This is a genomic window from Mucilaginibacter lappiensis (assembly GCF_050433765.1).
In the GTDB taxonomy this organism is placed as follows: Bacteria; Bacteroidota; Bacteroidia; order Sphingobacteriales; family Sphingobacteriaceae; genus Mucilaginibacter; species Mucilaginibacter lappiensis_A.
Window position 1 is genome coordinate 214,783 of sequence record NZ_JBNPWP010000004.1, and the last position, 25,906, is coordinate 240,688.

Below are 25,906 nucleotides of genomic sequence, written 5' to 3' on the forward strand. Positions count from 1 at the left end.
TAGTTAGCATAAATCGTTAATATCTTGCCGATACAGAAAACGAACAATAACAAATTAGTTACAAAAGCAAGCTTGATCCCGTTGCGTAAGACTTTAACCAATTTTAACTATCATTCGCTTGCCGTTTTGAGTTTGCTTTCTTTACTTTATAAACTGTAATGTTAACATTGTTATATCCCAGCAAAATTTGTAAGCTATTGCTTATCGGTCTGTTTATTTTCTTTTTCCCCGCGGTACTCTCCGCGCAAAATCTTTTTTCCGAAAAAATAGAACTATGCAATGCTTCAAACTATTGTATGGACTGCGGAGATCCAAAAGCAACATGTGCTCAGTTTACGCTGGATTATATAACCGACAGAATCAATCGTAAATATCTGTTAAAAGATGTCAATTTATCAATAACCTTTCAGGTTTTGGTAGAACCCTCTGGTTTTAGCTGCGTGCTTAGCCATACTGATGTCACCAACAGCCCATTAACAGCTGAGTTGATCAGGTACCTGAATGGTAATATATGGAAACCAGCTATAGAAAACGGCAAGCCAGTGGCTGCATCTGTGAACGTAATTTTCCGTATTGTTAATGGCAATATATCGGCCCAGATGCAGAGAATGGACCTGGCTCAATTAAAGCCGCCCGGCGATCCTGTTATTTATAACGAAAAAGCTGTTTATAATAATCCATCATTAAAAAACTATGAATTTACAGTGTGGACCAAATATAATTCACCTCTTCCTGATAATATTGCCCAATCTTTTGCCATAGATAAAACTGATCTTTTGTGGTATGCTACTGCCCGGGGGCTGACCCGGTTTGATGGAAAAACTTTTAATCCGGTTAATGAATTTAACTCGCCATTTACCGCCGAAACAGCCGTGCGGGACATAACTGTGGACAAAGACAATAACAAATGGGTTTACATTAACAATACGATATACAAGTGTACCGATGCCGGGTGGCAAGTGTACGATTTCAAAAAGTTCATAAAATCAGGCATCACCCACATTTTAAATAGTAGTAACGGTAAACTTATTTTTACTACTAAAGATGGCCTGGTGGTTGTAAGAAATGATAAGGTTGTGCTCTTGAATAAAAAAACGATACCACTGCTACCCTCAAATAATGTTTTGTATGCTTATGTTGATAGCCGGAATCGTTTATGGATAGGTACTTCGAAAGGCAGTATCATGATTGATAGAGACTTCTTTGTAACTACATTTAATACATCTGATACACCATTGAAAAACGTGTGCATTTCAGGCGCTGTAGAAGATGAAAAGGGTAACCTTTACTTCTCGTTGATTGGCATCAATAAAGTTGAGGGTGATAATGATAAAGAGGGTGTAGCGGTGCTGAAAACTAACGGCAACTGGATTCATTATAACGATAAAAATTCAGGAATGCCCTCAAACCGTGTCAATAATATATTGTATGACAAGTTTGAACATGTTTTGTGGATAGGTACAGATCAGTCGGGCCTGGTAAGGTTTAATTTGAAAGATGGTTGGGAAAACTATCACAATAACAATTCTGCCGCACCCGGCTATACAATTTATCAATTAGTTCAGGACTCAAAAGGTGTTATTTATGCAACTACCGCTAACGGCCTGCTAAGGATCAGGAAGAAATAAAAAATTTCATTATAAATAAGTTATACCAGTTACAAATGCTGCTTGCGTTTATATTCGCTTGGGGTACAGCCATATTTTGCCTTAAAAACAGTGGAGAAATAATTAGGGGTAGAAAAACCAACCATATAAGTGATCTCAGATATCGGGTACCCTTCATTCATCAGTAAATATTTTGCTTTTTTTAACCGACGATTTAAAATATAATCAGAGATACTACAGCCAAGCAATGCTTTAACCTTGCGGTAAAGCTGGATCCTGGAAACACCTATTATTTTGCATATTTCATCTACACTAAAGTTTTCGTTGGCTAAGTTTTGCTCTACGATACCTGCAAAATCATTCAGGAACTTTTTATCCAGGTTTTTTGATACCGGCATATTGGAGTTACTCACATCGCTTGTAAAGTGTTCTTTCAGTATTACCCTGTTTTTGATCAGGTTTTTAACCGTAGCCAGTAAATAATCAAAGTTAAAAGGTTTAATAATATAGGCATCAGCCATGCAGGTTATGCCATCTATTTGCTGTTCAACACTGCCCTGTGCGGTTAATAATATGATGGGAATGTGTGAGGTTCTGATATCGGTTTTTAGATTAACGGTAATATTTTTCCCAGACATACCAGGTAATACAACATCAGATATGATCAGATCCGGGACACGTTCAAAAGTTTCATTTAGCCCGCTTGCTCCATTATCGGCAGTAAATATTTCATAAGTCTCGCCTAATTTTTCGCTCAGGTAATTCAGCAGATCTTTATTGTCTTCTATGATCAGTATTGACTGTTCTTTTGGAGCGCCAAATGTTTCCTCTTCCTGTTTTTTTATTGCAGGCACTTCCAGGTCGGTCACATAAATTTTTGCACGCTCTTCAATATCGGTTTGTTTTTTATTGATACTTTGTTGGGCAGGATGATCAAAGTGTTCATCACCTAACAGCATATTAATAATGAAGGTAGTTCCCTGCCATTTTTTACTGATCACCTGGATACTCCCATGGTGCAGGGTCACTATTTCTTTTGACAAGGCAAGCCCCAAGCCTGATCCTTTTGATGAGCCATTTTCGGCCTGGTAAAACTGTTCAAATACATGCGCTGTTTCTTCAGGCTCCATACCAATTCCATTGTCCTGTATGGCTATATCAATGGTATTATTATCGTTCTTTTTGAAGATTATCTGTATACGGCCATTATCGTTGGTAAATTTGAGTGCATTTGCTATGATATTAAAAAACACCTTATCCAACAGATTAACATCGTACCAAACCGTTATATTTTGTTCATCGCTTACCTGGCTCAAGCTAATATTGCGTTTTTGCGCATTGTCCTGAAAGCTATTTATGATATCCCTGGTAAATTCAATAATGTTATTGGGTGATACATTAATCTGCTGTTTATCATATTCTATTTTACGATAATCTATCAGTTGGTTAACCAGGCGCAATAAGCGATATACATTTTTATGGATCAGTTTTAAACTTTTACCGGCAACTATATTGAACTTCTCGTTGCTCATCATATCCTCAACAGGCGAAAGGATGAGCGTAAGTGGTGTGCGGAACTCATGCGAAATATTAGTGAAGAACTTTAATTTAGCTTCGGTTGCCACTTCGGCCCTGGCCGACATCTCGATCAACTGGTTGCGTTGTGCTAATATTTCATTGTTTTTAACCTCCAGCCTTTTATTGATCTTGCGGTTTTCCATCAGCGAGTAAAAGGCAAGCCCTCCTGATACTAAAGCCAGTACCAGCGATATTACAATGATGTTTAAAATAACCTGCTGGCTGTTATAAATATTTATTTGTTCTTCAAGTAAAGCCTGCTGCCGTTCAATATCTTTCTGCTGGCTATTGATCTTGTTCCATTGCAGCTTCATTAACTGTACATTGGTAGAATCAATCACGACCGACTGTAATAAATTTTCTCTTGCAAAAGATTCTTTGTTTAAGATCCTGAAGGCCGTCATAATAGCCTCTTTACCGCCTGTAGGATATATCATGCTGGCATCAATGGTTTTTGAAGCAACCATTTGCAGGCCTCCCCCATTACCAGGCAGTGCATCAACACCCAGTACTTTAACACCGTGCCTTATTTTAAATTTATCAAGAACCTTTCTCGACCCGAGCGCCATTACGTCGTTATGGGCAAATAATGCATTCGCATTTTTTATAACAGGCTCAATCCTTATCAATTGCTTTTCAGCACTATCCTTCAGCCAATCGCCATACACCCTGGCGGTTATATGTATGTCGGTATATTTCTTTAACCCGTCAGAAAAGCCGCGGTCCCTTTCAATAGCCGGCGAAGAGCCGGGAAGCCCCATTACTTCTACAATGTTCCCCTTGCCTTTTAAAAGGGTACCTGCATATTCACCAGCCATTTTACCAATCTGGTAATTATCCGCACCAACATAAGCTGTATATAAGGCTGATGAGGTTTTACGGTCGATCACAATTACAGGAATGCCTTTATTGTAAGTCTGCTCCACTATACCGGTAAGCGGTTGTGCCTCATTTGGAGAAATGATCAGGAGATCGACACCCTCGTCAAGCATTTTCTTTACCTGTTCAACCTGTTTGCTGCTGTTACCATCGGCATCAGCATAAATGAAGCGGGCGTCGGGGTGTAATGAAAGTTCCATCCTCATTTCATCAAGCATGGTACGGCGCCAGAGATCAGAACCAATACATTGCGAAAACCCTATTGTATACTGCGATGTTTTATCGGCCTTTTTACAACTCTCGGTAATAAGCATAGCTATAATGACCATCAGGGTACTGATCAGTCGGTTTTTAGTATGCCATTTGTTGCGAAAGGCCATCGGCTCAAATTATTTGGAAGAAAAAGGTGATTAACAGGATTAATTGTTGGTTTATTTTTCCTTTTAGGATTAAACAAAGTAAAGGTATCAATAAATGCTTTTACAAAACAAATTCAGGGCTTTGCCAAAACCCCGCAACAACCTCAACAATGTTACAGGATTGAAAGAAACAGGTAACATAAACGAAGATTTCAATTTACACTCTTTGATTTTTAATTTTATTTATCTGTAAATCAGATAGGTATACAATGATTTATTTTTATACTTTTTTGATACGGAATCGGTAACAGGCACCTCCTCAATTGGCCTACTTTGCAAGCATAAATCCAATAACACCTTAATAAATATTATGAGAAAACATTCCGTCCTGGCCTGGTCCATGGTCGTGGCCCTTGGTGGCTTTCTTTTCGGGTTTGATACCGCTGTAATATCAGGCGCCGAAAAATCTATCCAGCAATTCTGGCATTTATCAGTAGTAGAGCATGGTCTTACAATTTCTATCGCTTTAATAGGCACTGTAATAGGTTCATTATTAGGTGCCCGGCCTTCAGATATCTTTGGGCGAAAAAACACCTTATACTTTGTAGCCGCGGCTTATTTATTATCATCAATTGGTACCGCGCTTGCCGATAACTGGTATGTATTTTTAGTGTTCAGGCTACTGGGCGGTTTGGGTGTAGGTATATCATCAGTAACCGCACCTATTTATATATCAGAAGTATCACCCGCTGATCGCCGTGGCCAACTGGTTGGACTGTTTCAGTTTAATGTGGTACTGGGCATATTGGTTTCCTACCTTTCCAATTACCTCATTAGCCAGGGGGGCGATGCTTCATGGCGCTGGATGCTGGGCGTACAGGCTTTTCCATCACTGCTTTTTCTGGTGCTCATTTATTTTATACCTGAAAGCCCGCGTTGGCTCATTCTCAAAAAAGGTGCAACAGCCAAAGCCCTTGAAATACTACGGATAATCAATCCGCTGGACTGTGAAAGTGAGCTGACCGCTATTCGTAATTCTAACTTGAATGAGAGCGGTAAAAGCGAGAACCTGTTTTCGGGGCAGTACAAAACACCCGTGGTTTTAGCCGTTTTGTTTGCCTTTTTTAATCAGGTATCGGGCATCAACGCTATTATTTATTACGCCCCGCGCATATTTGAAATGGCAGGTCTTGGGGCGCATTCATCACTACTATCAACAGTTGGTCTTGGGGCAATCAATTTTATATTCACCCTGCTGGCTATTAATATTATAGACAAGGTTGGCCGCCGAGTACTAATGATCATCGGTTCAATCGGATTAATTGTTTCTCTTTTCCTGGTTGCTTACACATTTTACTCCGGGCATCTCAGTGGTTTTGCTATTCCTGCTTATATGATGTTGTTCATCGCGTTTTTCGCTTTTTCGCAGGGAGCAGTTATATGGGTATTTATTTCGGAGATATTTCCTAATCAGGTGCGTGCAAAAGGCCAAACACTGGGCAGCTCTACCCACTGGATCATGGCAGCGCTGATCGCTTTTTCCTTTCCATACTTCGCTGAAAAGCTGGGCGGCACAGTAACCTTTTCATTTTTCGGCACCATGATGATATGCCAGCTGATTTTTGTCTGGAAGTTCATGCCCGAAACTAAAGGAAGGTCATTAGAGCAGATTGAAACTAATATGGTAATGCATTAATATAATCAAATTATGACTTTACAAGCTGATACAATTACCCCTGCCATTTGCTACGGCGAAATACTTTGGGACGTTTTACCCGACGGCCCTCAACCCGGGGGCGCTTTGCTGAATGTTTCGTACCATTTAAATAAGCTGGGTATGCCAACCAGCCTGGTGAGTAAAATAGGTAATGATGAAAATGGGCACAAGCTGGAAAATCTGCTGGATAACTGGGGTATAAAAAAACATTTGCTGCAAGTAGATGTGGAACACCCAACCAGCGAGGTAATAGCGAGCATGAACAATGGAAACGAAGTGTCATATGAGATCGTTTTCCCTGTGGCCTGGGATTTTATTAATGATAGCCAGAGCATCAAAACGCAGATAAAACCCTCTACCTATTTTGTTTACGGCAGTCTGGCTTCCAGAAACATCGTCTCGCGCAATACCTTGTTTGAACTGTTGGAAAGCGATGCCATCAAAGTATTCGATATTAATTTAAGACCGCCTTTTATAAGCCGCGATCTGTTAGGTGAATTGCTGCACAAAGCCAATATTGTAAAGTTTAACCAGGCCGAGCTGGAAATGGTACAGGGCCTGTTTAGGGGCTCGTTCTGGAAAGAATCGGAACAAATCAAATTTATTCAGGATCATTTTAATATACCCGAGATCATAGTTACCAAAGGTGAGTTTGGCGCATCCTACTATAAGGAGAACAAAGCTTACCATGTTGCCGGGCGCGAGGTAAAAGTAAGAGATACCATAGGCAGCGGCGATTCTTTTTTAGCGGCATTTATAGTAAACCATTACCATGGTATATCACCCGAGATCATATTAAAAAATGCAATAGCGATGGGCGGCTTTATTGCAACAAAGAAAGGAGGCTGTCCGGATTATAAAATCAAAGAATATCAAGACTTTATAAACAAAATGTTTTAACCAAACCAATTACACTTAAATCAAAATCAATGAGAAAATTATTACTTATTTGTTCCTTTCTTATACTGCTAATAAGTGAAGGATACGCGCAATCCCGAATTATTACCGGGACCGTATTAGATAACTCATCCAAACCTATAGATGGAGTTACTATAGTGGTTGTTGAATCCCAAAAATCAACGCTATCAGATGCTAATGGAAAATTCAGGATCGCTGTGGAAAATGGCCAGTCTGTAAGATTTTCATATGTAGGTGCAAAACCAATACTGATGACTATCACTGCTGATACTAAAGTACTTAATGTAGTATTTAAAGATGCAGAAAACACACTTAACGAAGTAGTTGTAACCGGTTATACCTCTGAAAGAAAGAAAGACTTAACCGGCGCGGTTGCCGTTGTTGATTTAGCACCGGTAAAAAATAACAGCTCGGGAAACACCATGCAGGCGTTACAGGGCAGGGTTGCAGGTTTGTTTATTGAAAAAGATGGATCGGCTAATGGGTCAACCAGCCGAATTTTAATCAGGGGGGCCAATACTTTAGGCAATAATAACCCTTTATATATTATTGATGGCATACCAACCACCAGGCCAGAAGTATTTCAAAATCTGTCACCCTCAAATATAGCATCTGTTCAGGTACTAAAAGATGCCTCGTCCGAATCAATTTATGGATCACGCGCATCAAATGGTGTTATCATCGTTACAACTAAAAACGGTGGAAATACACAAGATAAAGTGCAGTTCCAGTTTAATAATAGCACCTCATTTCAATCTGAAAAATCTTCAAGGTTTAAAATGTTAAATTCGGTAGACAGAGGCAGGGCGTTGTGGCAGGCTTCTGTAAATGATGGCCAGGACCCTGCCGCTGGTTATGGCGACATATATTCTTTTAACTGGAATAATGATTATAATAATCCTGTTTTAAGTAGCGTGGTTCCTAAACCATTTGTAGGTGGCGATCCTAATACCCCTGCAGGTGATACCGATTGGCAAAGTGTATTGTATAAAACCGCGGTGGTTTATAATAATGATTTTACAGCCTCTATCGGTAATAAAAACTCTTCGCTTCAAATAAATTTTGGAAATATCAAAAATACCGGCCTTGTTAGATTTACAGATTATGGACGTACTACGGGTAGCATCAATGCTATAACGCACGCATTTAATAACAAAGCTGCTTTTGGCGTTAATTTAAAAATAACTAACTCAAATGAAACCCTTACAACCAGAGACTTAGGCGGAGCATCAACTACATTTTTGGCTGTTACATTAGCTCCAACTATTCCGGTTTATCAAAAAGATGGGGTTACCTATGCCGGCGAATCGGGAGCAGGTTATTCTGACAGGAACAATCCTTTACACATGCAGGATCTTGCGAAATGGAATAATACCAATCGTTTAAACACATTTGGCAACGTGTTTTTAGAAATACAACCGATTAAGAACCTGTATTTTAAATCTAATTTTGGAGCAGATAACTCAACATATCTTAGTAAGGTAATAACGCCAACTTTTACTGAAGGAGCCTTAAACCGCACCACCAACAGCTTGTTTTTTGACCAAAACCATTACCTGAGTACCACTCTTTCAAATACAATAAGGTATAACTATGATTTAAACACCAATAATCACTTTAAAATATTAGTTGGTACAGAGTATATTAAAACCTTCACTGATTTCCAGACAACCCTTAAACAAGGCTACGCCATACAAACAGAAGACTATTTTACATTGGATGCCGGCACCGGCAATACCATAGTTACCGGGCGGTCAACTGGTAATAGTTTATTTTCACAGTTTGCGCGTTTGGATTATAATTATGCCAGCAAATATTTAGTCTCGCTTACGGTTCGTCGTGACGGTTCGTCAAGATTTGGTGCCAATAATCAGTATGGTATTTTTCCCGCCGCTTCAATCGGCTGGAAAATAGATCAGGAAGGCTTCATGAAAAACAACACCATTTTTTCTGAATTGAAATTAAGAGCTGGTATAGGAAGGGTAGGTAATCAGGAAATTGGCGACCTGTCGCGTTACGCGCTTTACTACACGCGGTATGGCACCACCCAAAACCAACTTACACCCGGCTTTTGGGAGCAGTATATGAATGTTGGTACCGCCTATTCATTGTCTGGTGCTAATACAGGATCGCTGCCATCGGGCTTTGTTCAAACCCAGGCACAAAACCCTGCTCTTAAATGGGAAACTACCGACGAAATAAATGCAGGGTTAGACTTTGCCATATTAAACGATAGGATCTCAGGTTCATTTGACTATTTTACGCGAAAAACCACGGGTATTTTAATTACGCCTCCGGTTGCATCGGCATTAGGCGAAGGGCAATCTAAAACAGTTAATGGTGCTTCAAAAACCAATAAAGGCTGGGAATTTTTAGTTACCTATCATGGGCAGCAAGCAGGAGATTTTAATTACAACGTTACTTTAAACTTTTCGCACTTTAGAGACAAGATTACGGATTTACCAGAGAACGTTAGACCGGCTTATCCGGGTAATATAGATAATACCATAATAGGGCATTCACAATTTGACATATTTGGTTATAAAACAAACGGCCTTTTCCAATCGCAGTCCGAAGTGGATGCGGCCCCAACTCAAATCGGCGCAGGTCCGGGTAGAATTCGTTATGTGGATGTCAATCAGGACGGAAAAATTGACGCCAACGATCAAACCTGGATAGGCACTACCCTGCCGGCATTGGAGTACGGTGCAAGAATTGATTTGACTTATAAAAAGTTCGACTTATCAATATTTGGATCAGGTGTTGCTGGCCGAAAAGGATTTGACGTGTATACGCTATATAATAACCTGATGCACAGCAGAGAAAACGTAGGCCCGGGTGTATTTGATGGCTGGACACCGCAAAACACCAACACCAACGTACCGGCATTAACACTAAAAGATAATAACAATGAAGGCCGGACTTCTGATTATTTTATTGTAAACACATCCTATTTCAAATTAAGAAACATTCAAATTGGATATACCATTACGCCTAAAGCTGTATTTACCAGATTAAGGGTATTTGCCATGGCCGAAAACGTATTTACATTAAAAAATAAAAGCTATTTGAGCCCCGATCCGGAAAGAATCGACCTCGATCCTGTTCCAATTCCCCGGGTTTTCAGTTTTGGAGTTAACGCATCATTTTAACGAAAAATATTATTCAATATGAAAGCAAAAATATTATTAACAACTATTTTATCGGGGCTAATAATTTTTAGTTCCTGTAAAAAAGCATTAGACTATACTCCAAAGGGAGTACTGTCTCCTTCAGATTTAAAGTCGCCAGCCGCTGTTGAAGGTTTGGTAACTGCAGCTTATGCTGCCATTGGGAATGGCGATATGATAGGGCCAATATATAGCGACTGGGCCTATGGCAGCGTTCGTGCAGATGATGCTTATAAAGGCGGTGGTGGTACCGGGGATGTTGGTGAAGTTGATGCATTGGAACATTATAACCTGGTAACCCCATCTATGGATTCTTTTGTTTCACGAACCTGGAAAAATTTGTTTAAATCTATTTCAAGAGCAAATGTGGCGCTTAGGGCGGTTAATTCACTTTCAGATGCTGAACTTCCTAACAAAAAGATACGTTTGGCCGAATTGAGGTTTTTAAGAGCACATAGCTATTTTACTATGAAATTGTTATACAAAAATATACCCATTTTTGATGAAAATGCAACCACTGATGACATTCTGAAAGTTTCAAATACTTTATCAAATGAAGATTCATGGAATAAAATTGCTGCTGATTTTCAATATGCAATTGATAATTTGCCAGCAACTCAGCCTGAATTAGCCAGGGCCAATAAATTAAATGCCCAGGCTTATTTAGCTAAATTGAGATTATACCAGGCATACGAACAGGATGAAAAACACCATGTAATCAATATCAATAAAACAAGGTTGCAGGAAGTTGTTACGCTTACACAGGCAGTTATTTCTTCTGGTAAATATTCGTTAAGTAATGATATTGCTGATAATTTTTTACCTGAAACAGAGAACGGACCGGAATCTGTATTCGCGATACAATTTACCATTAATGATGGAACTACTTCCGGGCGTTTAAATTTTGAAGACGGGCTAAATTATCCACATGGAGCGCCTCAATATGGGTGTTGCGGGTTCCATGCGGCAAGTCAGAATTTAGTAAATGCCTATACAACTGATGCGAGTGGCTTACCTAATTTTGATACATTCAATAATGGCATAGCCGATTTATCAAAAGTTACTGTTGATCCCAGATTAGACCATACAGTTGGTATAGACGGGCATCCGTATAAATATGATAATACAAAACCATTCAGTAACAGTTGGGTGCGTGACCCGGGTGTTTATGGGAATTTTCATACTATGCGTAACCAGCAATTGGCCACAAGCTCATCTTATTTTAAGCTTGGGCCGTTTATGGGGGCGGCAAAAAATTATGATATAATTAGATATGATGATGTTTTATTAATGCAAGCCGAAGCTTATATTGAGTTGGGGAAGCAGACAAATGCACTGCCATTAATTAATCAAATTAGAAACAGAGCCGCGGCAAGTACCGCACGACTTAAAAAACTGGATGGTACTTTTCCTTCAACCTATAACATAAAACCCTATAGCTTAGCAAACTGGACTCAAGATTATGCACGTAAAGCATTACAATGGGAAAGACGCCTGGAGTTTGCAACCGAAGGAGCACGTTTCTTTGATTTGGTTAGGTGGGGAATTGCAGAAAAAACTTTAAACGACTACATTAATATTGAAAAAGTTAGGAGAACATTTTTATCAACGGCTAAATTTACTGCCGGAAGAGATGAATATCTTCCAATTCCGCAATCAGAAATTACATTTACCAACGGTTTATATAAACAAAACCCTGGATATTAAAATTGTTAACAACAATGGGCAACCTGGTTTAATAAACTAATCCAGGTTGTCCCATTATTTTAAAGTTATTTTATAAAATATTTATTTTAAGGTTTTTGAATACCCCTGCCAAATCTATAACCTATTAAAAGCTTAAATTATGAAAACAAAATGCGGCATATTAATGCTGATTACCTTTATCACAGTAACTTGTGTTTGTAAAGCTCAGGATTCTCCAAAAAAAACTTACCAGGAGCAATATCGCCCGCAGGTACATTTTTCGCCAAAAGCACATTGGGTAAACGATCCCAATGGTATGGTTTATTTTAACCATACCTATCATCTGTTTTTTCAGTACTATCCGAAGGATATTATTTGGGGGCCGATGCACTGGGGACATGCGGTAAGCAAAGATCTTATCAATTGGAAAGAGCTGCCGATAGCTTTATATCCCGATAGTTTGGGTTATATATTTTCGGGCAGCGCTGTTGTTGATTCAAACAACACTTCGGGCTTTGGCAAAAACGGTAAAATACCACTGGTGGCCATATTTACCCATCATGACCCGAAAGGAGAAAAAGCAGGAACTGAAGTTTTTCAGAACCAAAGCATTGTATACAGCTTAGATAACGGCACTACCTGGACCAAATACAGCAGCAACCCCGTGCTGAAAAATCCGGGTATCAAAGATTTTCGTGATCCTAAAGTAATGTGGTATGCCCGGCAGAAAAAATGGGTGATGACACTGGCCACCCAGGATCATATATCATTTTATTCGGCCACTGATTTGAAAAGCTGGAAAAAGGAAAGTGAGTTCGGTATTAAAGAGGGTGCCCATGGCGGTGTATGGGAATGCCCGGATCTGTTCTCTTTAAAACTGAATGGAAAAACTTACTGGGTATTGATCGTAAACATTAACCCCGGAGGGCCAAACGGTGGCTCGGCTACCCAATATTTTGTAGGTAACTTTGACGGTAATAAATTCACCCCCATCGACACCAATACCCGGTGGCTTGATTACGGCCCTGATGAGTATGCCGGCATAACCTGGAGCAATACCGGCAGCCGCAAAATATTTTTAGGTTGGATGAGTAACTGGCAATATGCAAATCAGGTGCCAACACAAACATGGCGCAATGCCATGACCATACCACGTGATCTTAAACTACAACAAAGTAAGGGGGAAATTTTGCTGGCATCTAAACCTGTAGAAGAGCTAAAAAATATCCATACAAAAACAGTTGTTTTGAAGCAGCTGCAGGTTAATAAAACTATTGACCTTTCCTCAAAGATAAGCGGTTTTAAAGGTCAGTATGTTTTAAAATTGAATTTGGCCCAACTAAAAGATTATAGCATTAAGCTGTCAAATAAAAATGGAGAAGAGCTGCTGATAGGTTATGAAGCCGGAAAAGATCAGTATTACATTGACCGTACAAAAGCCGGGAAAATCGATTTTCAAAAGAATTTTGCCGGCCGTTTTACAGCACCCCGATTAACTGCTGCTAAAAGCTCAGATATTACCCTGGTAGTTGATAAAGCATCTGTAGAAATATTTACTGATGGAGGTTTAACTACCATGACGGCGGTTTATTTCCCCAATAGCGATTTTAATAACCTTACTGTCATTACAGAAGGTAAGTTAAATATAAACAACATGAGGATTACGGGATTGAAATCTATCTGGAAATAAAAAAAATCGGCGTTTTACGCTTGATATTTAGTTGACCAAAAGGCGCTTCAGATGAGATGGAAGCGCCTTTTATAAACCCAGCATTATTTGTAATTCGCTCCGCATGATCTCCGGGTATACACATAGAAGATCAGCGAAACGCGTGATGGTGCCGGGTGCTTAAACAGCTCATTTAATCGCATAATGTTGTCATGGTACGAAGTTCCGGAAATTTTGTATTCCACTCTCTTGTAATTGGTTTAGATGTGGGGGTTATAAAGATTTCCAGGATCAGGGAAACTTCTGCTTCTTTAACATGACCGCCGTGTACAGTATAGCTTGAATCCGCTAAAGCGACATGGGCGTGGACAATAGGTTTATTTTGAAAATATCCCATATTTCCATTCAATGAAAGCACCTCCATTGATGGTTTAAATGTGTGGTACTTATATTTCTGAGCCTGAATATCGTAATACGCAACTTCCACGTTTTTAACCGCGCCAATCCCGGAGAGGCTTGCACCTGGCAATCTTTCCTTTTCCATAAAAGCCACAAGACTGGCAATAAGCGGTTTGACCAGCCTTCAAAACGAGCAGGTAATTATTACCGTCCTTACGATAATCCAGATCAGCGGCAGTAACTGGTTTATCGGCGCCTGTTACCTGGGCCGACAGACGACAACAAGTGCCTAAAACAATAATGAGTGCAAACAAAAATTTCAAGTTCATGGATTGTGCTTATTTAAAATACCCGGCATACTCCTCCGGCATCCCGTCAATCTTCTTTATCATCATATCCTTATAATAAACCTCCGCGGCTTCACTCTGGATCTGGATTTTACCGCTTACCAATGGTTTTGCTTCGCCATTAGCCATATAACGGCTGTTTGACAGTGCCATTACAACCTTTCCGTTAACAATACGGATGCTTTTATCGCCATAGGTTATTAACTCCAATTCGTTCCAATCTCCTTTTATTTCGGCATCTGTTCCGGCGTGGCAAAAGTTACCATTACCCGTACCGCCGCCAAATGCCATTAATGTGCCGCTGTTATCAAAAAAATAATCTTTATCATCTTTCCGTGCCTTAACATCTGACCGTGAGCTGGCCTGCGACCAGTAATCGCCCATTCCTTTTTCTGTTACCTGGAATTCCTGACTCAGCATCCAGGTACGCCAATACTCTACACCGCATTTGCCTTGCGAATGGTATAGAACGCCGGAATCTTTATCTTCATTTAAACGTGGTGAATATTTTTTATCGCCCCATTTTACCTTTAGCTTAAGGTGATAATTTTCAAAATCCTGTTTGGTGAAAATACAGCCGTAGATATCGCCATCTATCTTCAGCACGGGCACACCGTTTTCCATAATGATTGAAAATACTTTATCCTGATTAATGTTATAACCAATAGGTTTTACATTAGTTCCATCCGCATTTTTTGGAGCGGCACCTTTATACCCGTTCGGGAACCGGAAGCTTTGGTAGATATCCCATTTTGACAACTTTTTATCAAGCAATAGTGTCCAATCATCTTTGGGCTGAAATGAGGTGAAGCATAGCAAAATGGCGATACAGCAAAGGGATAAGAAAGGGTTTTTCATCATTTACAATTGTTATCAAAGTAAACTTAATACAATAATTTTAGGAAGTGGGCCTGATGGCCACTAACAATTTGATTAGCCTCTGCCTTTTATAGTTTCCGCCAGGCTATATAAATTGCAAGCTCAATCTATGTTTGAAATTCATTGCAGTAATGTATTTTTGTAATTACAATTTCGCCGGATTCAAATTGTCTTCGAATTAAGGTAATTGCAAATCGAAATCCGGTCACACTTAAGGTATGGGAGGCGTATGAAAGTAATTTCAGTAAACGTTGGACAGCCGCGCGAGATAGAATGGAATGGCCAAATGGTAAGGACCTCCATTTTTAAGACACCGGTAAAAGGGCCCGTCAGGGTCAGGCAATTCAACATTGACGGTGATGCACAATCAGACCTTGTAGGCCATGGAGGCGAACACCGGGCCGTTATGGTTTATCAGGCAGACTCCTATCAATTCTGGCGTAAACAGTTTCAACGCGATGACTGGGCGTATGGAAGGTTTGGAGAGAACCTGACCGTTGAGGGGTTAGCAGATAAAGATGTATGCATTGGGGATCGTTTCCAGATTGGCACAGCCATTTTTGAAGTTACCCAGCCGCGGGTTACCTGTTATAAAATCGGCATAAGCACCGGGGTCCCCGAAATGCCGGCATTACTTGTTGCACTCAAACGACCGGGTTTCTACTTCAGGGTGATAAAGGAAGGAATAATTAGTGTAGGCGATTTGATCCTACAGATCGCGAAGGGACCGGAAAGCATGAGTGTGGTTGATGTTGACCAGCTCCTATATTCAAAAGATCATTCTGAAGAGGGGTTGAAGAAAGCTTTAAAGATTCCTGCTTTGAGTAAAGGGTGGCGAACGTCCTTCCAGGAACTACTCCATGCTGTGTTGGAAGGAGTTAATAGCGGAAACGCTGGTTTAACCGGCATTCAATCGCGGCCGGCCGCCTGGTTCGGGTTTCGCCCCTTTGTTATCCGGAGTTCAAGAATGGAAAGCAACGGTGTTCGCTCTTTTGAACTTGAGCCTGCCAATAAAGGCCCGCTTCCTGAATTTATACCGGGACAACACATCGCGATACGAATTCCGGCTGCCCCTAACGTCATTCCGCTCCTCCGCATGTACTCGCTTTGTGGCCCTCCCGGAACCACAACTTATCGTATCGCCGTCAAGCGCGAAATCGATGGACGTGGAAGTATATATCTGCATGAACAAATTAATAACGGCGATATTCTGGAGGTAAGCGCCCCGCGGGGAACCTTTACGCTGTCGTCAGGAAAAACTCCGCTCGTCCTTTTGAGCGCAGGAGTTGGTATCACCCCATTACTCGGCATACTTTACGCTGTAGGTCTGAATTCCGTTTCGAGGGAAGTATGGTGGATTCATTCCACACAGAACGGGGCGCACTATTCTTTTGCAAATGAAGTAAAAAAAATAGGCACAGACTTAGCCAACTTTCATATGGTAAGGATTTATAGCCGCCCAAGCGAAAATGAACAACAGGGAATGGATTATGATATTCAGGGGCGCCTCAATCTTGAATTGTTGAAAAAACTGAAGATACCCCTCCAAAGTGAATGGTACCTTTGCGGCCCGGAAGGATACCTATCAGACACCCGGGCCGCACTCCGAAGTCTTGGGATTCCCGAAGGAAATATCCGATACGAGGATTTCGGTAACCATAGTGTGAATGCCCCGAACTCAACAACTGCCCCACACCTTCCATTCGATAATGCCGGAACGGGCCCTCTGGTTACCTTCGCAAAAAGTAAAATTTCGTTTCCCTGGAATTCACACTTCAGAAATTTATTGGAGGCCGCCGAAGCTTGCGATGTCCCGGTTCTGTGGTCCTGCCGCACCGGTGTTTGCCACCGGTGTGAAAGCGGCATAATTGATGGAAAGGTTGCCTATTCGCCTGACCCTCTTGATCCTCCGGCAGAGGGAAATGTACTTATTTGTTGTGCAGCTCCGGTAGCGCCCCTTGAACTGGATCTTTAACTTAAAAGATAATTAACAAAGCACCGTATTCCAGAATTCTTAACGCCATGATAAAGGAGAATAAAAAAATGAAGATCACAAATCAAACGGCACCGGACCGCGTTGGTGCATTTTCGGACGGTGTGTTTGCTATTGTGATCACCATTATGATCCTGGAATTATAAGAAGCCTGAAAGTGCCACCTTTCACGCGTTGGGCCAGTTGTGGCCTACATGGATCAGTTATGGAGTAAGCTACCTGTTTATCGCTATAGTATGGCTTGAACAAGAACATCATTAACCATCAACCCGTAAGAAGTTTTAATATGAAAGGTAAACATCCCGGAAACAGCAACCGGGGCAATAGCGTTGCAAGTCATTCCTAACACTCCAAACTTGCATAATAAATATACTTAATATTAAATTAATATCAAAAAATAAAGACCTCCTGACAATTGCTGTCGGGAGGGCTTAACTCTAACAATACGATTATGACAAGGTTGTATACGTAGGTTTTATTATTAAGTTACGAATAAGAAAAAGCCCCGATCTATCAAAAGCCGGGACTTGCATACCACACTGAGTATTAATATGTTTTAAATTTAAAACAACTGTTTATATAAAATCCCTTCCTGTCTTATTTAACCTCATACCATAAATAATATGATTTGAAGGGATTTAGTTAAAACAAAAAACCCGCTCTATGGCGGGTCTTGCAACGGGATCGTACGTTTCGGCTTAATCTATAGGATATACTGTTAACGAAACAGTTATAGATTTGTTGTGACATAAATTGATAGCAGACCTGTAATCGGGTAAAAGTTATTTAAATTCCAATTTAAAATCCTGAACATCAGGTCGAGCTCTACTCCAGCAGTTAGGTTGGTTTATATAACGATAGAGCATAATAAGTTGAAAAGCGAAAAAATTAACGAACCGCCTACTCCGGCAAGAACACCTGTAACCAACAGAGATGGGTTATATTCGGTGTAGTCTTCATCAGTTTTCATCATAGAGCAGGTGAACTATAATAAATCAACAGGACATTTTAACAAACAGTAGGTGTACGAATGCAAACCTATTTAGATGATGGTATAAAAGCGCCACAGTAAAAAACGAGCAATTAAAAACTAAAAAGCAAAGTCAGAACGGGGTAAAAAGCATTGAATGACATCTATTTTCTCCTTTGATTAAAATCAGGAACAAATGGGGTACAGTAGATTAAATCATAAGACGATTCATATTTTATATTTTATCAAATAATTGTAAACTATTTAAAATCAGATAACTACAGACATCATTTACCGATACAGAAAGTAATAACATTTTGATTATCAACTAGTTATAAATTTTCAGCAACAAATGAGTAACAACTATATAATTTAGTAAAAAATGTTAATAACTTACAATTTTTTTACAAATTTTGAATGACAATTATCAAAGGGCACGGTATATGAGTCCGCCTGGCTCCAACTCAAGGATGACCACGATGACTTCGAGGGAGTCGCAATTCTGCATCTGCGAACTCATTTCGCACGTGGAGAAAAGGATCGGGAGAGCTACACCGAAGGCTGCCCAGCTCACCCGGTCAAACCATGAATAGCCTTATCATTACCCTTGATCGTTCATTGTGGAATATAAGTTAGGTATGTTTTTTTGTGATAGATTAAAAATGTTAAGGTTTTTTGCTTAACCAAATTCTATTAAAGTATAATTTTTCATTTTCTTTAGGGCTTACCTTTAAAATAACCTTATAAAAACCTTCTTTAGGAAAATCAAACAAACCAATTCGGTTATTCACAAATTCATCTGTATAACTATCATGAGGTTCTACAACCACCTTTCCTGTGGGTTTTAATGAATGCGACAAATTTTGATCACCAGCGCTAATGTTTACCGGCATTTCGGTTTTTGAATCATTATGATATGATATATCTACATTATAAGTTCCGGCGCCCGGGACATAAATCTGCCACATAAGTAAACCATCTTTATCTATTATTAAATGAGAAGGGCGCAAGCCATCAAATTGCACCAGTTTATATTTTGAAGGGTTTTCTGAATCATTTTCGGCACTTAAAGCAAGTCCTCCAAAGGTAGATTCGGCCACGGTCTTTTCATCAAGCTCCAGTGGTTGTGCGTACTGTAATGCAATTACCGATACAAAATTATCTCCGGCAACTTCGGGCAATTGGATATGGGTTAATGGACCTGATTGCGTAAAGCGTAATGCCTTTTTACCAGATGGAGTTATCAGCTCTGCTTTTTCGGCTTTTGATAAAATTCCGGCTAAACGCAGCACATGATCTAATGGCCAATTATACACTTGCAGGTAAACGATCTGTTTTTTACCCAGTTTTTTTGTGGTTATCCGTCCCCAATCGTGTTGATTAGGCCGTAATTCAAGACCGGTGCACCCATAAATAGATTCTCCGTTTTTGGAAAGCCATGCACCCATATCATCCAATCTGGTTAGGTCTTCGTATGGAACAGAACCATCTGCCCGTGGTCCGATATTTAACGTGAATCCTCCGTTGAGGCTTACATTTCCTATTAAGGATTGTAATAACTGGCTGGTAGACTTATACTCGTTTTCCAGGGCGTTGTATCCCCATGAATGTGCAATTGTTCCAGAGGTTTCCCATGGATGGTTGGTATATACCGCGCCCAGTTGGTTGTCGCCCATGGTTTCAAAATCAATGCCCGGATCGCTTGCAGGTAACCCAAGCCTGGAATTTATAAGGCAATCTGGTTGCAATTTGTGTATCAGATTAATGACCTGATCAAGTTGCTCCTTTTTCACAATTGTAGACTTATAATCTATCCACATATCAAACCAGATCATGGCAATGTCGCCATAATTGGTTAGTAGTTCACGCAATTGCGGCAAAACTTTTTCCTGCCAGTATTTATTGTATTGCTCATCAGTAATACGGCCTGTTATTTCCTGGTTATGATCCCAGCCGTTTGGGTGTTCCCAATCAAGCCAATGCGAATAATAAAAACCCAGCTTCATATTATGCTTTTTACAGGCGGCAGCTAACTCCTTAATTACATCTCTGTTTGTACCGCTAAGTTTACTAAGGTTACTATCGCTAACTTTAGAGTTCCAGATAGCGATCCCGTCGTGATGCTTGGCGGTAATCAGGATATATTTCATTCCTGCCTTTTTAGCCAGCAATACCCATTGTTCGGGGTTTATTTTATTCCAGTCAAACCGTTTTGCTAATTGAACATATTCTTCCTCTGAAATACGATTGCGGTAGCGCAGCCATTCTGCATAATTATTTCCGTTCCTCAGGCGTTCGCCCTTCCATATCCCTTCTGCGCCACTATATACTCCCCAGTGAATGAACATGCCAAAACGCGCATCGGTAAACCATTTAACACGTTCCTGTTGATTGGAAGCCTGTTGAGCGCCAGCGGGGAGCAAAGTAGAAATAAGCCATAAGAAAAGGAAAATACGTTTCATAATTTTTGTTAATTGTTATTGATATATTTTAATTTTTCTGCCTCAGCAATAAAGTAAGTTTGTACTTGTCCATCCATTTAATCGTCTGATAAAGATTTAAATCAACTACAGCCGGATGAATACCTATACAGATTTAAGAAATAATAATCCTGATTTAACAAAACCATCAGGATTATTATTCAATAATTGTTTTAAGAGCTATTAAAGCACGCGGATTTTGATATTAATATCCTTTCGTGGGTATTAAGTTAGGGTTATTTTGTAACTCAACACTTGGAATAGGAAACAAAAGCTCTCTTTCGGTTAAAACAGGCCCATAAGAGAATTTGTGCCCAACGTATTCGTCAAACTGTTTGGTACTAACGTTAAATGCTTTACGAAGACGGGCCATATCAAACCAGGTAACATCTTCAAAACATAATTCATACCAGCGTTCTTTCCAAACGGCTTCACGAAACTGATCTTTTGACAGGCCGGCCAGGTTTGGTAACTGCGCCCTTGTTCTTATCCCGTTAACAGCATCGTAAGCTTTGCCCGTTGGGCCGCTTACTTCGTTGGATGCTTCGGCATATACCAGTAACACATCAGCATAACGAATAAGCGACCAGTTAAGATCGCTATTGGCTGTATTGGTTTGCGCGTCAACATCAAAAAGTTTGTAAAGAAAATAGCCTCCTAAATTCACCTCAATTTTCCGGTCATCCTGATTGGTAAATTTGGTAAAAAAGAACTGTCCTTCTTTAGCCCGCAAATCGGCCGGATCGTACGATTTTACAAAATCTGCCGTGGCGTAAATACCTCCGGTTTCTGCAGAATATGCCGAAATATTTTTGTTATAAGGAATAATCAACGACTGCCAGCTACCAGGGATAACTTGTGTTTTATATTGGATCATAAAGATATTTTCTTCAATATTTTTCTTGTTCGGATTGTGCAGATCAGCATAGCTATCAAACAGTTTAAATTGTTTTGAGTCAATAACTTCCGCAGATTTTTTTGCGGCCAGGTCATAATAATCATTACCTTTTTTTAACGGATATCCGGCCATAGTGAGGTATACTTTGGCCAACAATGATTTCACAGCCCCCAGGCTTACCCTTCCACCAGCATCTACCCATGGTAAGCCTGCCGCCTCAGCAGTAGTTAAATCACTCACAATCTGTTTATAAACATCATCCGGGGTTGCCTGTTTGGGTTTCAATTGCGATGACGTTAAATCAATAGGCTCAGTAATCAAGGGTATATTACCAAACATTTGCACAAGGCTAAAGTAATACCAGGCCCTTAAAAAATAAGCTTCCCCAAGCAATTGTTTTACTTGTGCAGCATCCATACCCGGTATTTTGGGTATGTTGGCTATAGAAAGGTTAGCATTGCCAATACCTTTATAATAACTTTGCCAATAGGTTTGCCCGTAGCTATTCTCTGCTGTATTTTTCAAATCTTTTATAAAATAGCTATTAACCGCCTGGCCCAAATCGGTAGCTGCCTGCCCTGTGGCAAACTCTGTCATTGTCCAGGCTGCCCCGTTAAAATCGCCATTCATCTGATCGCGCAAACTCGCATAAATAGCATTTACAGAAGTCCGGGCCTGTTCTGGTTTGGTAAAGTACGCTCCCACTGTAAAGTTGCTCGGATCCGTTTCATTTAAAAATTTAGAACAGCCGAAGAGTCCTGATATGCCAACTATTAATGCCAGCAAACTATATTTCTTTATTGTTTTCATTTTTCCTTGTTTAAAGAATTGGTATTAATTAAAGTCCAACATTGAGGCCGAGCATAAATATTCTGGGCTTTGGATAATCATACAATGTTAAGCCCTGGTCAAATGGAGCGCTGGAGTTAGAAACTTCAGGGTCATAACCCTTGAATTTGGTGGCTACAAAAAAGTTTTGCACAGATGCGTAAATCCTTAGCTTAGTCAGTTTTAACCGGGATGATAACGCTGCTGGAAGCGTATAAGCAAGCAATAGGTTACGCCCACGTATAAACGACCCGTCGGTTACTTTATGGCTGTCATTATTAGTGGTATAATAAGCGTTAATGGGTCGTATTTGAGCAATAGGCGTATTTTGATTGGCTTCGGTCCAGGCGTTTAACACAGTTTTGTAACTGTTGGCAATACCTTGCCTGTCTTCGGCCGAGTGAATACTTCTGTCCAGCACATCATTGCCGTACATGTACTGAAGATCGACTGTTAACGCCCAGTTTTTATATTGAAATGTATTCAGCAAAGTTCCATAGCCGTCTGGAATGCCTTTTCCTATGATGGTCCGGTCAAGATCATTTATAGTGCCATCGTTATTTAAGTCCTTATATTTGATATCGCCCGGCAGCATACCGTATTTCTTTGCTTCGGCTGCCTCATTACTGCCCCATGTTCCAAGGCTTACCCTTCCATAAAAAGAACCTACAGGTTCACCCACCCTTATAATTCCATTACCTGAAAATATATCGCGGCCACCCGCTAAGGCCAGCACTTTATTTTTATTTACAGAAATATTGAATGTGGTGCTCCAGGTGAAATTACTTGTTTTGATATTAGTAGTGTTCAAAGCTACTTCAAAACCTTTATTTTCCATACTCCCAACGTTGGCAACAACATTTGAAAATCCGCTGCTAAATGGCAAAGGCTGATTCAGCAGCATATCATTTACCTTTCTGCGGTATAAATCAAACTCAATATTTACCTTGTTGGAAAACAAACCAAGCTCTAAACCAACATCGGTTTGTGCTGTTTTTTCCCATTTTAAATTATCATTCGCCATACGGGCGTTGCCCACCCCTGTCTGGCGGGTTCCGTCTAAAACTATCACATAGTTATCGGTGGTTAAGCCGGCATTAGCGCTATACGGCGCAATTTCCGAATTACCGGTTAATCCATAACTGGCACGAAGTTTCAGGTTTGAAATAACAGGTATAGCTTTGACAAAATCTTCTTCTATTACCCTCCATGCGAGTGCTGCGGATGGGAAATAGGCATATTGATTGTTTTTCCCAAATTTTGACGAACCATCCCTCCTTCCCGTGAAGGTAACAAGGTATTTATTAAATAATCCATAATTTAAACGGGCAAAATAAGAATTCAACCCCGAAGCCGTGGCACCAGAAGAAGGAGCTTGCGGATTGGCACCTGCGCCAAGATTATTGAACTGAAAGTAAGGGTCAAAAAAATTATTGGAAGCCGCGTAGCTGTCAAAGCGATCATTATGCTGCCATGACAAGCCCGCTACCGCGGTAAGTGAATGTATTTTGGCAAACTGTTTACTGTAAGTAAGATAGTTTTCAAACTGCCACGAAGTAATCCTGCTGTTAGATACGCTGGCATCGCCTTTATCAGAAATATACTGCAACCCGGCGGCGGCCGAATATTGTTCTGATTGGTTGATCAGGTTGGTACCAATTGTTGATTTGAAGTCCAATCCTTCGGCAAAGTGAAGATTGGCATATATATCGGCCAGCAAGGTTTGAGTTTTAAGAACGTCATTCCTTTCAGCAGCAAGCCGTAAAGGGCTATCTCCACCTTCCATCCCAGGATAGTCTCTGTTACTGGCCCATGCCCCATCAGCATACTTTACCGGAATTATAGGCAATTCTTCCAAAACATCCCTCATCATGGTTATGCCGGCCCCATCAACCTGGTCTACCTGTTTATCAGTTTGGTCGGTATAGCCTAATGTTCCGCCAACTTTAACCCAACTTTTTATTTGACTGTCAAACACAAAACGTCCTGAGTATCTTTTTTGCCATGAACCAATCGCCAAACCCTGTTGGTTACGATAGTTTAAAAAAACACCAAGACTGCGTTTTTCATCACCATCGGTAAATGAAAGCTGGTGATTTTGTGTAAACGCTTTCTGGAATGATAATTTCTGCCAATCGGTATCATATAACGGGTTACCTTGCGCATCAAACAATAACGGATTGGTTCGCTTGGTTTTAGGATCAGTATACTTGGTACCCGTAGCCCATCCAACAGGGTCAAATTTTGCGGCATTCGCATAGGCCAGATCTTCCACAGCCAAAAACTCCTTTGAGTTAAGTACCGGAAGTTCTTTAGGCAGCACGCCTATGCTGAAATCAGGGTCATACGATATTTTTCCACCGCTGGTGCTTCCGCGCTTAGTTGTAACCATAATAACGCCGTTTGCTCCACGAGCACCATAAATAGCTGTAGATGAGGCATCTTTCAGTACTTCAATAGAGGCTATATCATTAGGGTTAATATAATCAATCGGTGTGCTTCCATTTCGGAGGTCTATATTGCTCATAATAACGCCATCTATTACATACAATGGATTGTTGGTTGTGAGCAAGGAACTTGAACCACGGATTCGGATATTGGTTTTACCGCCGGGCCTGCCAGAATTGGAGGATACATTTACCCCAGATATGCGGCCAGCCAGGGCCTGGTTAAGAGAAGAAGCAGGTCGTTCCTCAAGGGCTTCACTTCGCACCGAACCAACAGAACCTGTTAAGTCTGATTTTTTGGCTGTGCCATATCCAACAACAACTACCTCATTCAGTTTTGATTGTTCAGGCTGCAAGTGAACGGTCATCAAACTACCTTGCACAATGGTTAGTTCTTGCTTTATATAACCAACAAATGAAAAAATAAGAACCGCTTCGGTATTAGGAACATCAATATTGAATTTTCCGTCCTTATCTGTAATTACGGCGGTGGTACCGCCTTTTAATTTAACCGTAACACCGGGCATAGGTATGTTCTTTTCGTCATAAACCAAACCGGTTACCTTTACCGCAACCTGCCGCAGGTTTAATGCCGACGGAACTTGATCAGGCGTTTGCTGCTCATTTATAAAAACAGTGTTGTTCACTATTTCATAGCTTAAGTGCTGATTTTTCAAACAAGCCATTAAAGCGGCATCAATAGATGCATCCTTTACCATTATAGTAATGTTTTTATTACGAATGGATTTAGATTCATAAAAGAATACATAGCCCGTTTGATTATTAATGACTTTCAATAATTTTTTTAAAGAGATATTGGTTTCATTAAGATTAACCTTTTGACTAAAAACCTTAGCACTGCATTGCAGAAAGGCTAAGAGAATAATTATGGTGGTCAGTTTCATAACCAATAATATTTTTTTGGGCGGCCATAATTTACCTGTAGCCACAGAAAGAGCATTTAATTTCATACTTTTGATAAGTTTGAGTTAATGGATGATTACCGAATAAGATCATTTTTCTATAAAGGAGGTTAACTCAGATACACGTACCCTGATTGCCGTCGGGGTACGTTTCTACTT

At 40.3% G+C, this 25,906-nt stretch carries 15 protein-coding genes and 1 pseudogene; 9 read left to right on the forward strand and 7 right to left on the reverse strand.

Going from position 1 to position 25,906, the window contains the following annotated elements; genetic code table 11:
• Window positions 1-296: 296 nt before the first annotated feature.
• Window positions 297-1,628: a ligand-binding sensor domain-containing protein gene (locus M2273_RS14130; RefSeq protein WP_429397861.1), complete on the forward strand. Its 1,332-nt coding sequence runs from the start codon at window positions 297-299 to the stop codon at window positions 1,626-1,628.
• A 29-nt stretch (window positions 1,629-1,657) separates the two neighbouring features.
• Here the strand turns inward: M2273_RS14130 and M2273_RS14135 are convergent, their stop codons facing one another.
• Window positions 1,658-4,444, reverse strand: coding sequence for a substrate-binding domain-containing protein (locus tag M2273_RS14135; protein WP_429397863.1), 2,787 nt, complete (start codon window positions 4,442-4,444; stop codon window positions 1,658-1,660).
• A 349-nt stretch (window positions 4,445-4,793) separates the two neighbouring features.
• On the opposite strand from M2273_RS14135, the gene M2273_RS14140 reads away from it, so the two are divergent.
• From M2273_RS14140 to M2273_RS14160, 5 genes are all read left to right on the forward strand, one after another.
• The gene (locus M2273_RS14140) at window positions 4,794-6,119 is read left to right on the forward strand and encodes a sugar porter family MFS transporter (protein ID WP_429397865.1); all 1,326 of its coding nucleotides are present in this window, start codon (window positions 4,794-4,796) and stop codon (window positions 6,117-6,119) included.
• Between the two features lie 12 nt (window positions 6,120-6,131).
• Window positions 6,132-7,040: a carbohydrate kinase family protein gene (locus tag M2273_RS14145; RefSeq protein WP_429397867.1), complete on the forward strand. Its 909-nt coding sequence runs from the start codon at window positions 6,132-6,134 to the stop codon at window positions 7,038-7,040.
• 29 nt (window positions 7,041-7,069) lie between these two features.
• Entirely contained in the window at window positions 7,070-10,210 is a 3,141-nt protein-coding gene (locus M2273_RS14150) for a SusC/RagA family TonB-linked outer membrane protein (RefSeq protein ID WP_429397869.1), read from the forward strand.
• A gap of 18 nt (window positions 10,211-10,228) precedes the next feature.
• On the forward strand, window positions 10,229-11,935 hold the full coding sequence (locus M2273_RS14155) for a RagB/SusD family nutrient uptake outer membrane protein (protein WP_429397871.1): 1,707 nt from the start codon (window positions 10,229-10,231) through the stop codon (window positions 11,933-11,935).
• Window positions 11,936-12,074: 139 nt separating this feature from the next.
• A complete protein-coding gene (locus tag M2273_RS14160) occupies window positions 12,075-13,604 on the forward strand; it encodes a glycoside hydrolase family 32 protein (RefSeq protein ID WP_429397873.1) in 1,530 nt (509 codons plus the stop codon).
• Between the two features lie 172 nt (window positions 13,605-13,776).
• Here the strand turns inward: M2273_RS14160 and M2273_RS14165 are convergent, their stop codons facing one another.
• From M2273_RS14165 to M2273_RS14175, 3 genes are read right to left on the reverse strand one after another with little or no spacing between them, the layout of a single operon-like run.
• On the reverse strand, window positions 13,777-14,127 hold the full coding sequence (locus M2273_RS14165) for a PPC domain-containing DNA-binding protein (RefSeq protein ID WP_429397875.1): 351 nt from the start codon (window positions 14,125-14,127) through the stop codon (window positions 13,777-13,779).
• On the reverse strand, window positions 14,075-14,311 hold the full coding sequence (locus tag M2273_RS14170) for a hypothetical protein (RefSeq protein WP_429397877.1): 237 nt from the start codon (window positions 14,309-14,311) through the stop codon (window positions 14,075-14,077). The genes M2273_RS14165 and M2273_RS14170 overlap by 53 nt, the downstream gene beginning before the upstream one ends.
• A 9-nt stretch (window positions 14,312-14,320) precedes the next feature.
• Window positions 14,321-15,190, reverse strand: coding sequence for a 3-keto-disaccharide hydrolase (locus M2273_RS14175; protein WP_429397879.1), 870 nt, complete (start codon window positions 15,188-15,190; stop codon window positions 14,321-14,323).
• 247 nt (window positions 15,191-15,437) lie between these two features.
• Here M2273_RS14175 and M2273_RS14180 point away from each other — a divergent pair, with 247 nt between their 5' ends.
• The 3 genes and pseudogenes from M2273_RS14180 to M2273_RS14190 all read left to right on the forward strand — a co-directional run.
• Window positions 15,438-17,183, forward strand: coding sequence for an MOSC domain-containing protein (locus M2273_RS14180; protein WP_429397881.1), 1,746 nt, complete (start codon window positions 15,438-15,440; stop codon window positions 17,181-17,183).
• A 68-nt stretch (window positions 17,184-17,251) separates the two neighbouring features.
• Window positions 17,252-17,347 carry a TMEM175 family protein gene (locus tag M2273_RS14185; protein ID WP_429397883.1) on the forward strand — a complete coding sequence of 32 codons (96 nt, stop codon included), beginning with the start codon at window positions 17,252-17,254 and terminating at the stop codon, window positions 17,345-17,347.
• Between the two features lie 13 nt (window positions 17,348-17,360).
• Window positions 17,361-17,462, forward strand: a pseudogene (locus tag M2273_RS14190) (hypothetical protein); the annotation flags it as partial.
• 1,374 nt (window positions 17,463-18,836) lie between these two features.
• Here M2273_RS14190 and M2273_RS14195 read toward each other — a convergent pair.
• From M2273_RS14195 to M2273_RS14205, 3 genes are all read right to left on the reverse strand, one after another.
• Window positions 18,837-20,633 (reverse strand): alpha-L-fucosidase, encoded by a 1,797-nt coding sequence (locus M2273_RS14195; protein WP_429397885.1) that lies wholly within the window; start codon window positions 20,631-20,633, stop codon window positions 18,837-18,839.
• Between the two features lie 223 nt (window positions 20,634-20,856).
• Entirely contained in the window at window positions 20,857-22,359 is a 1,503-nt protein-coding gene (locus M2273_RS14200) for a RagB/SusD family nutrient uptake outer membrane protein (RefSeq protein WP_429397887.1), read from the reverse strand.
• 28 nt (window positions 22,360-22,387) lie between these two features.
• Window positions 22,388-25,795: a TonB-dependent receptor gene (locus M2273_RS14205; RefSeq protein WP_429397889.1), complete on the reverse strand. Its 3,408-nt coding sequence runs from the start codon at window positions 25,793-25,795 to the stop codon at window positions 22,388-22,390.
• Window positions 25,796-25,906: the final 111 nt, after the last annotated feature.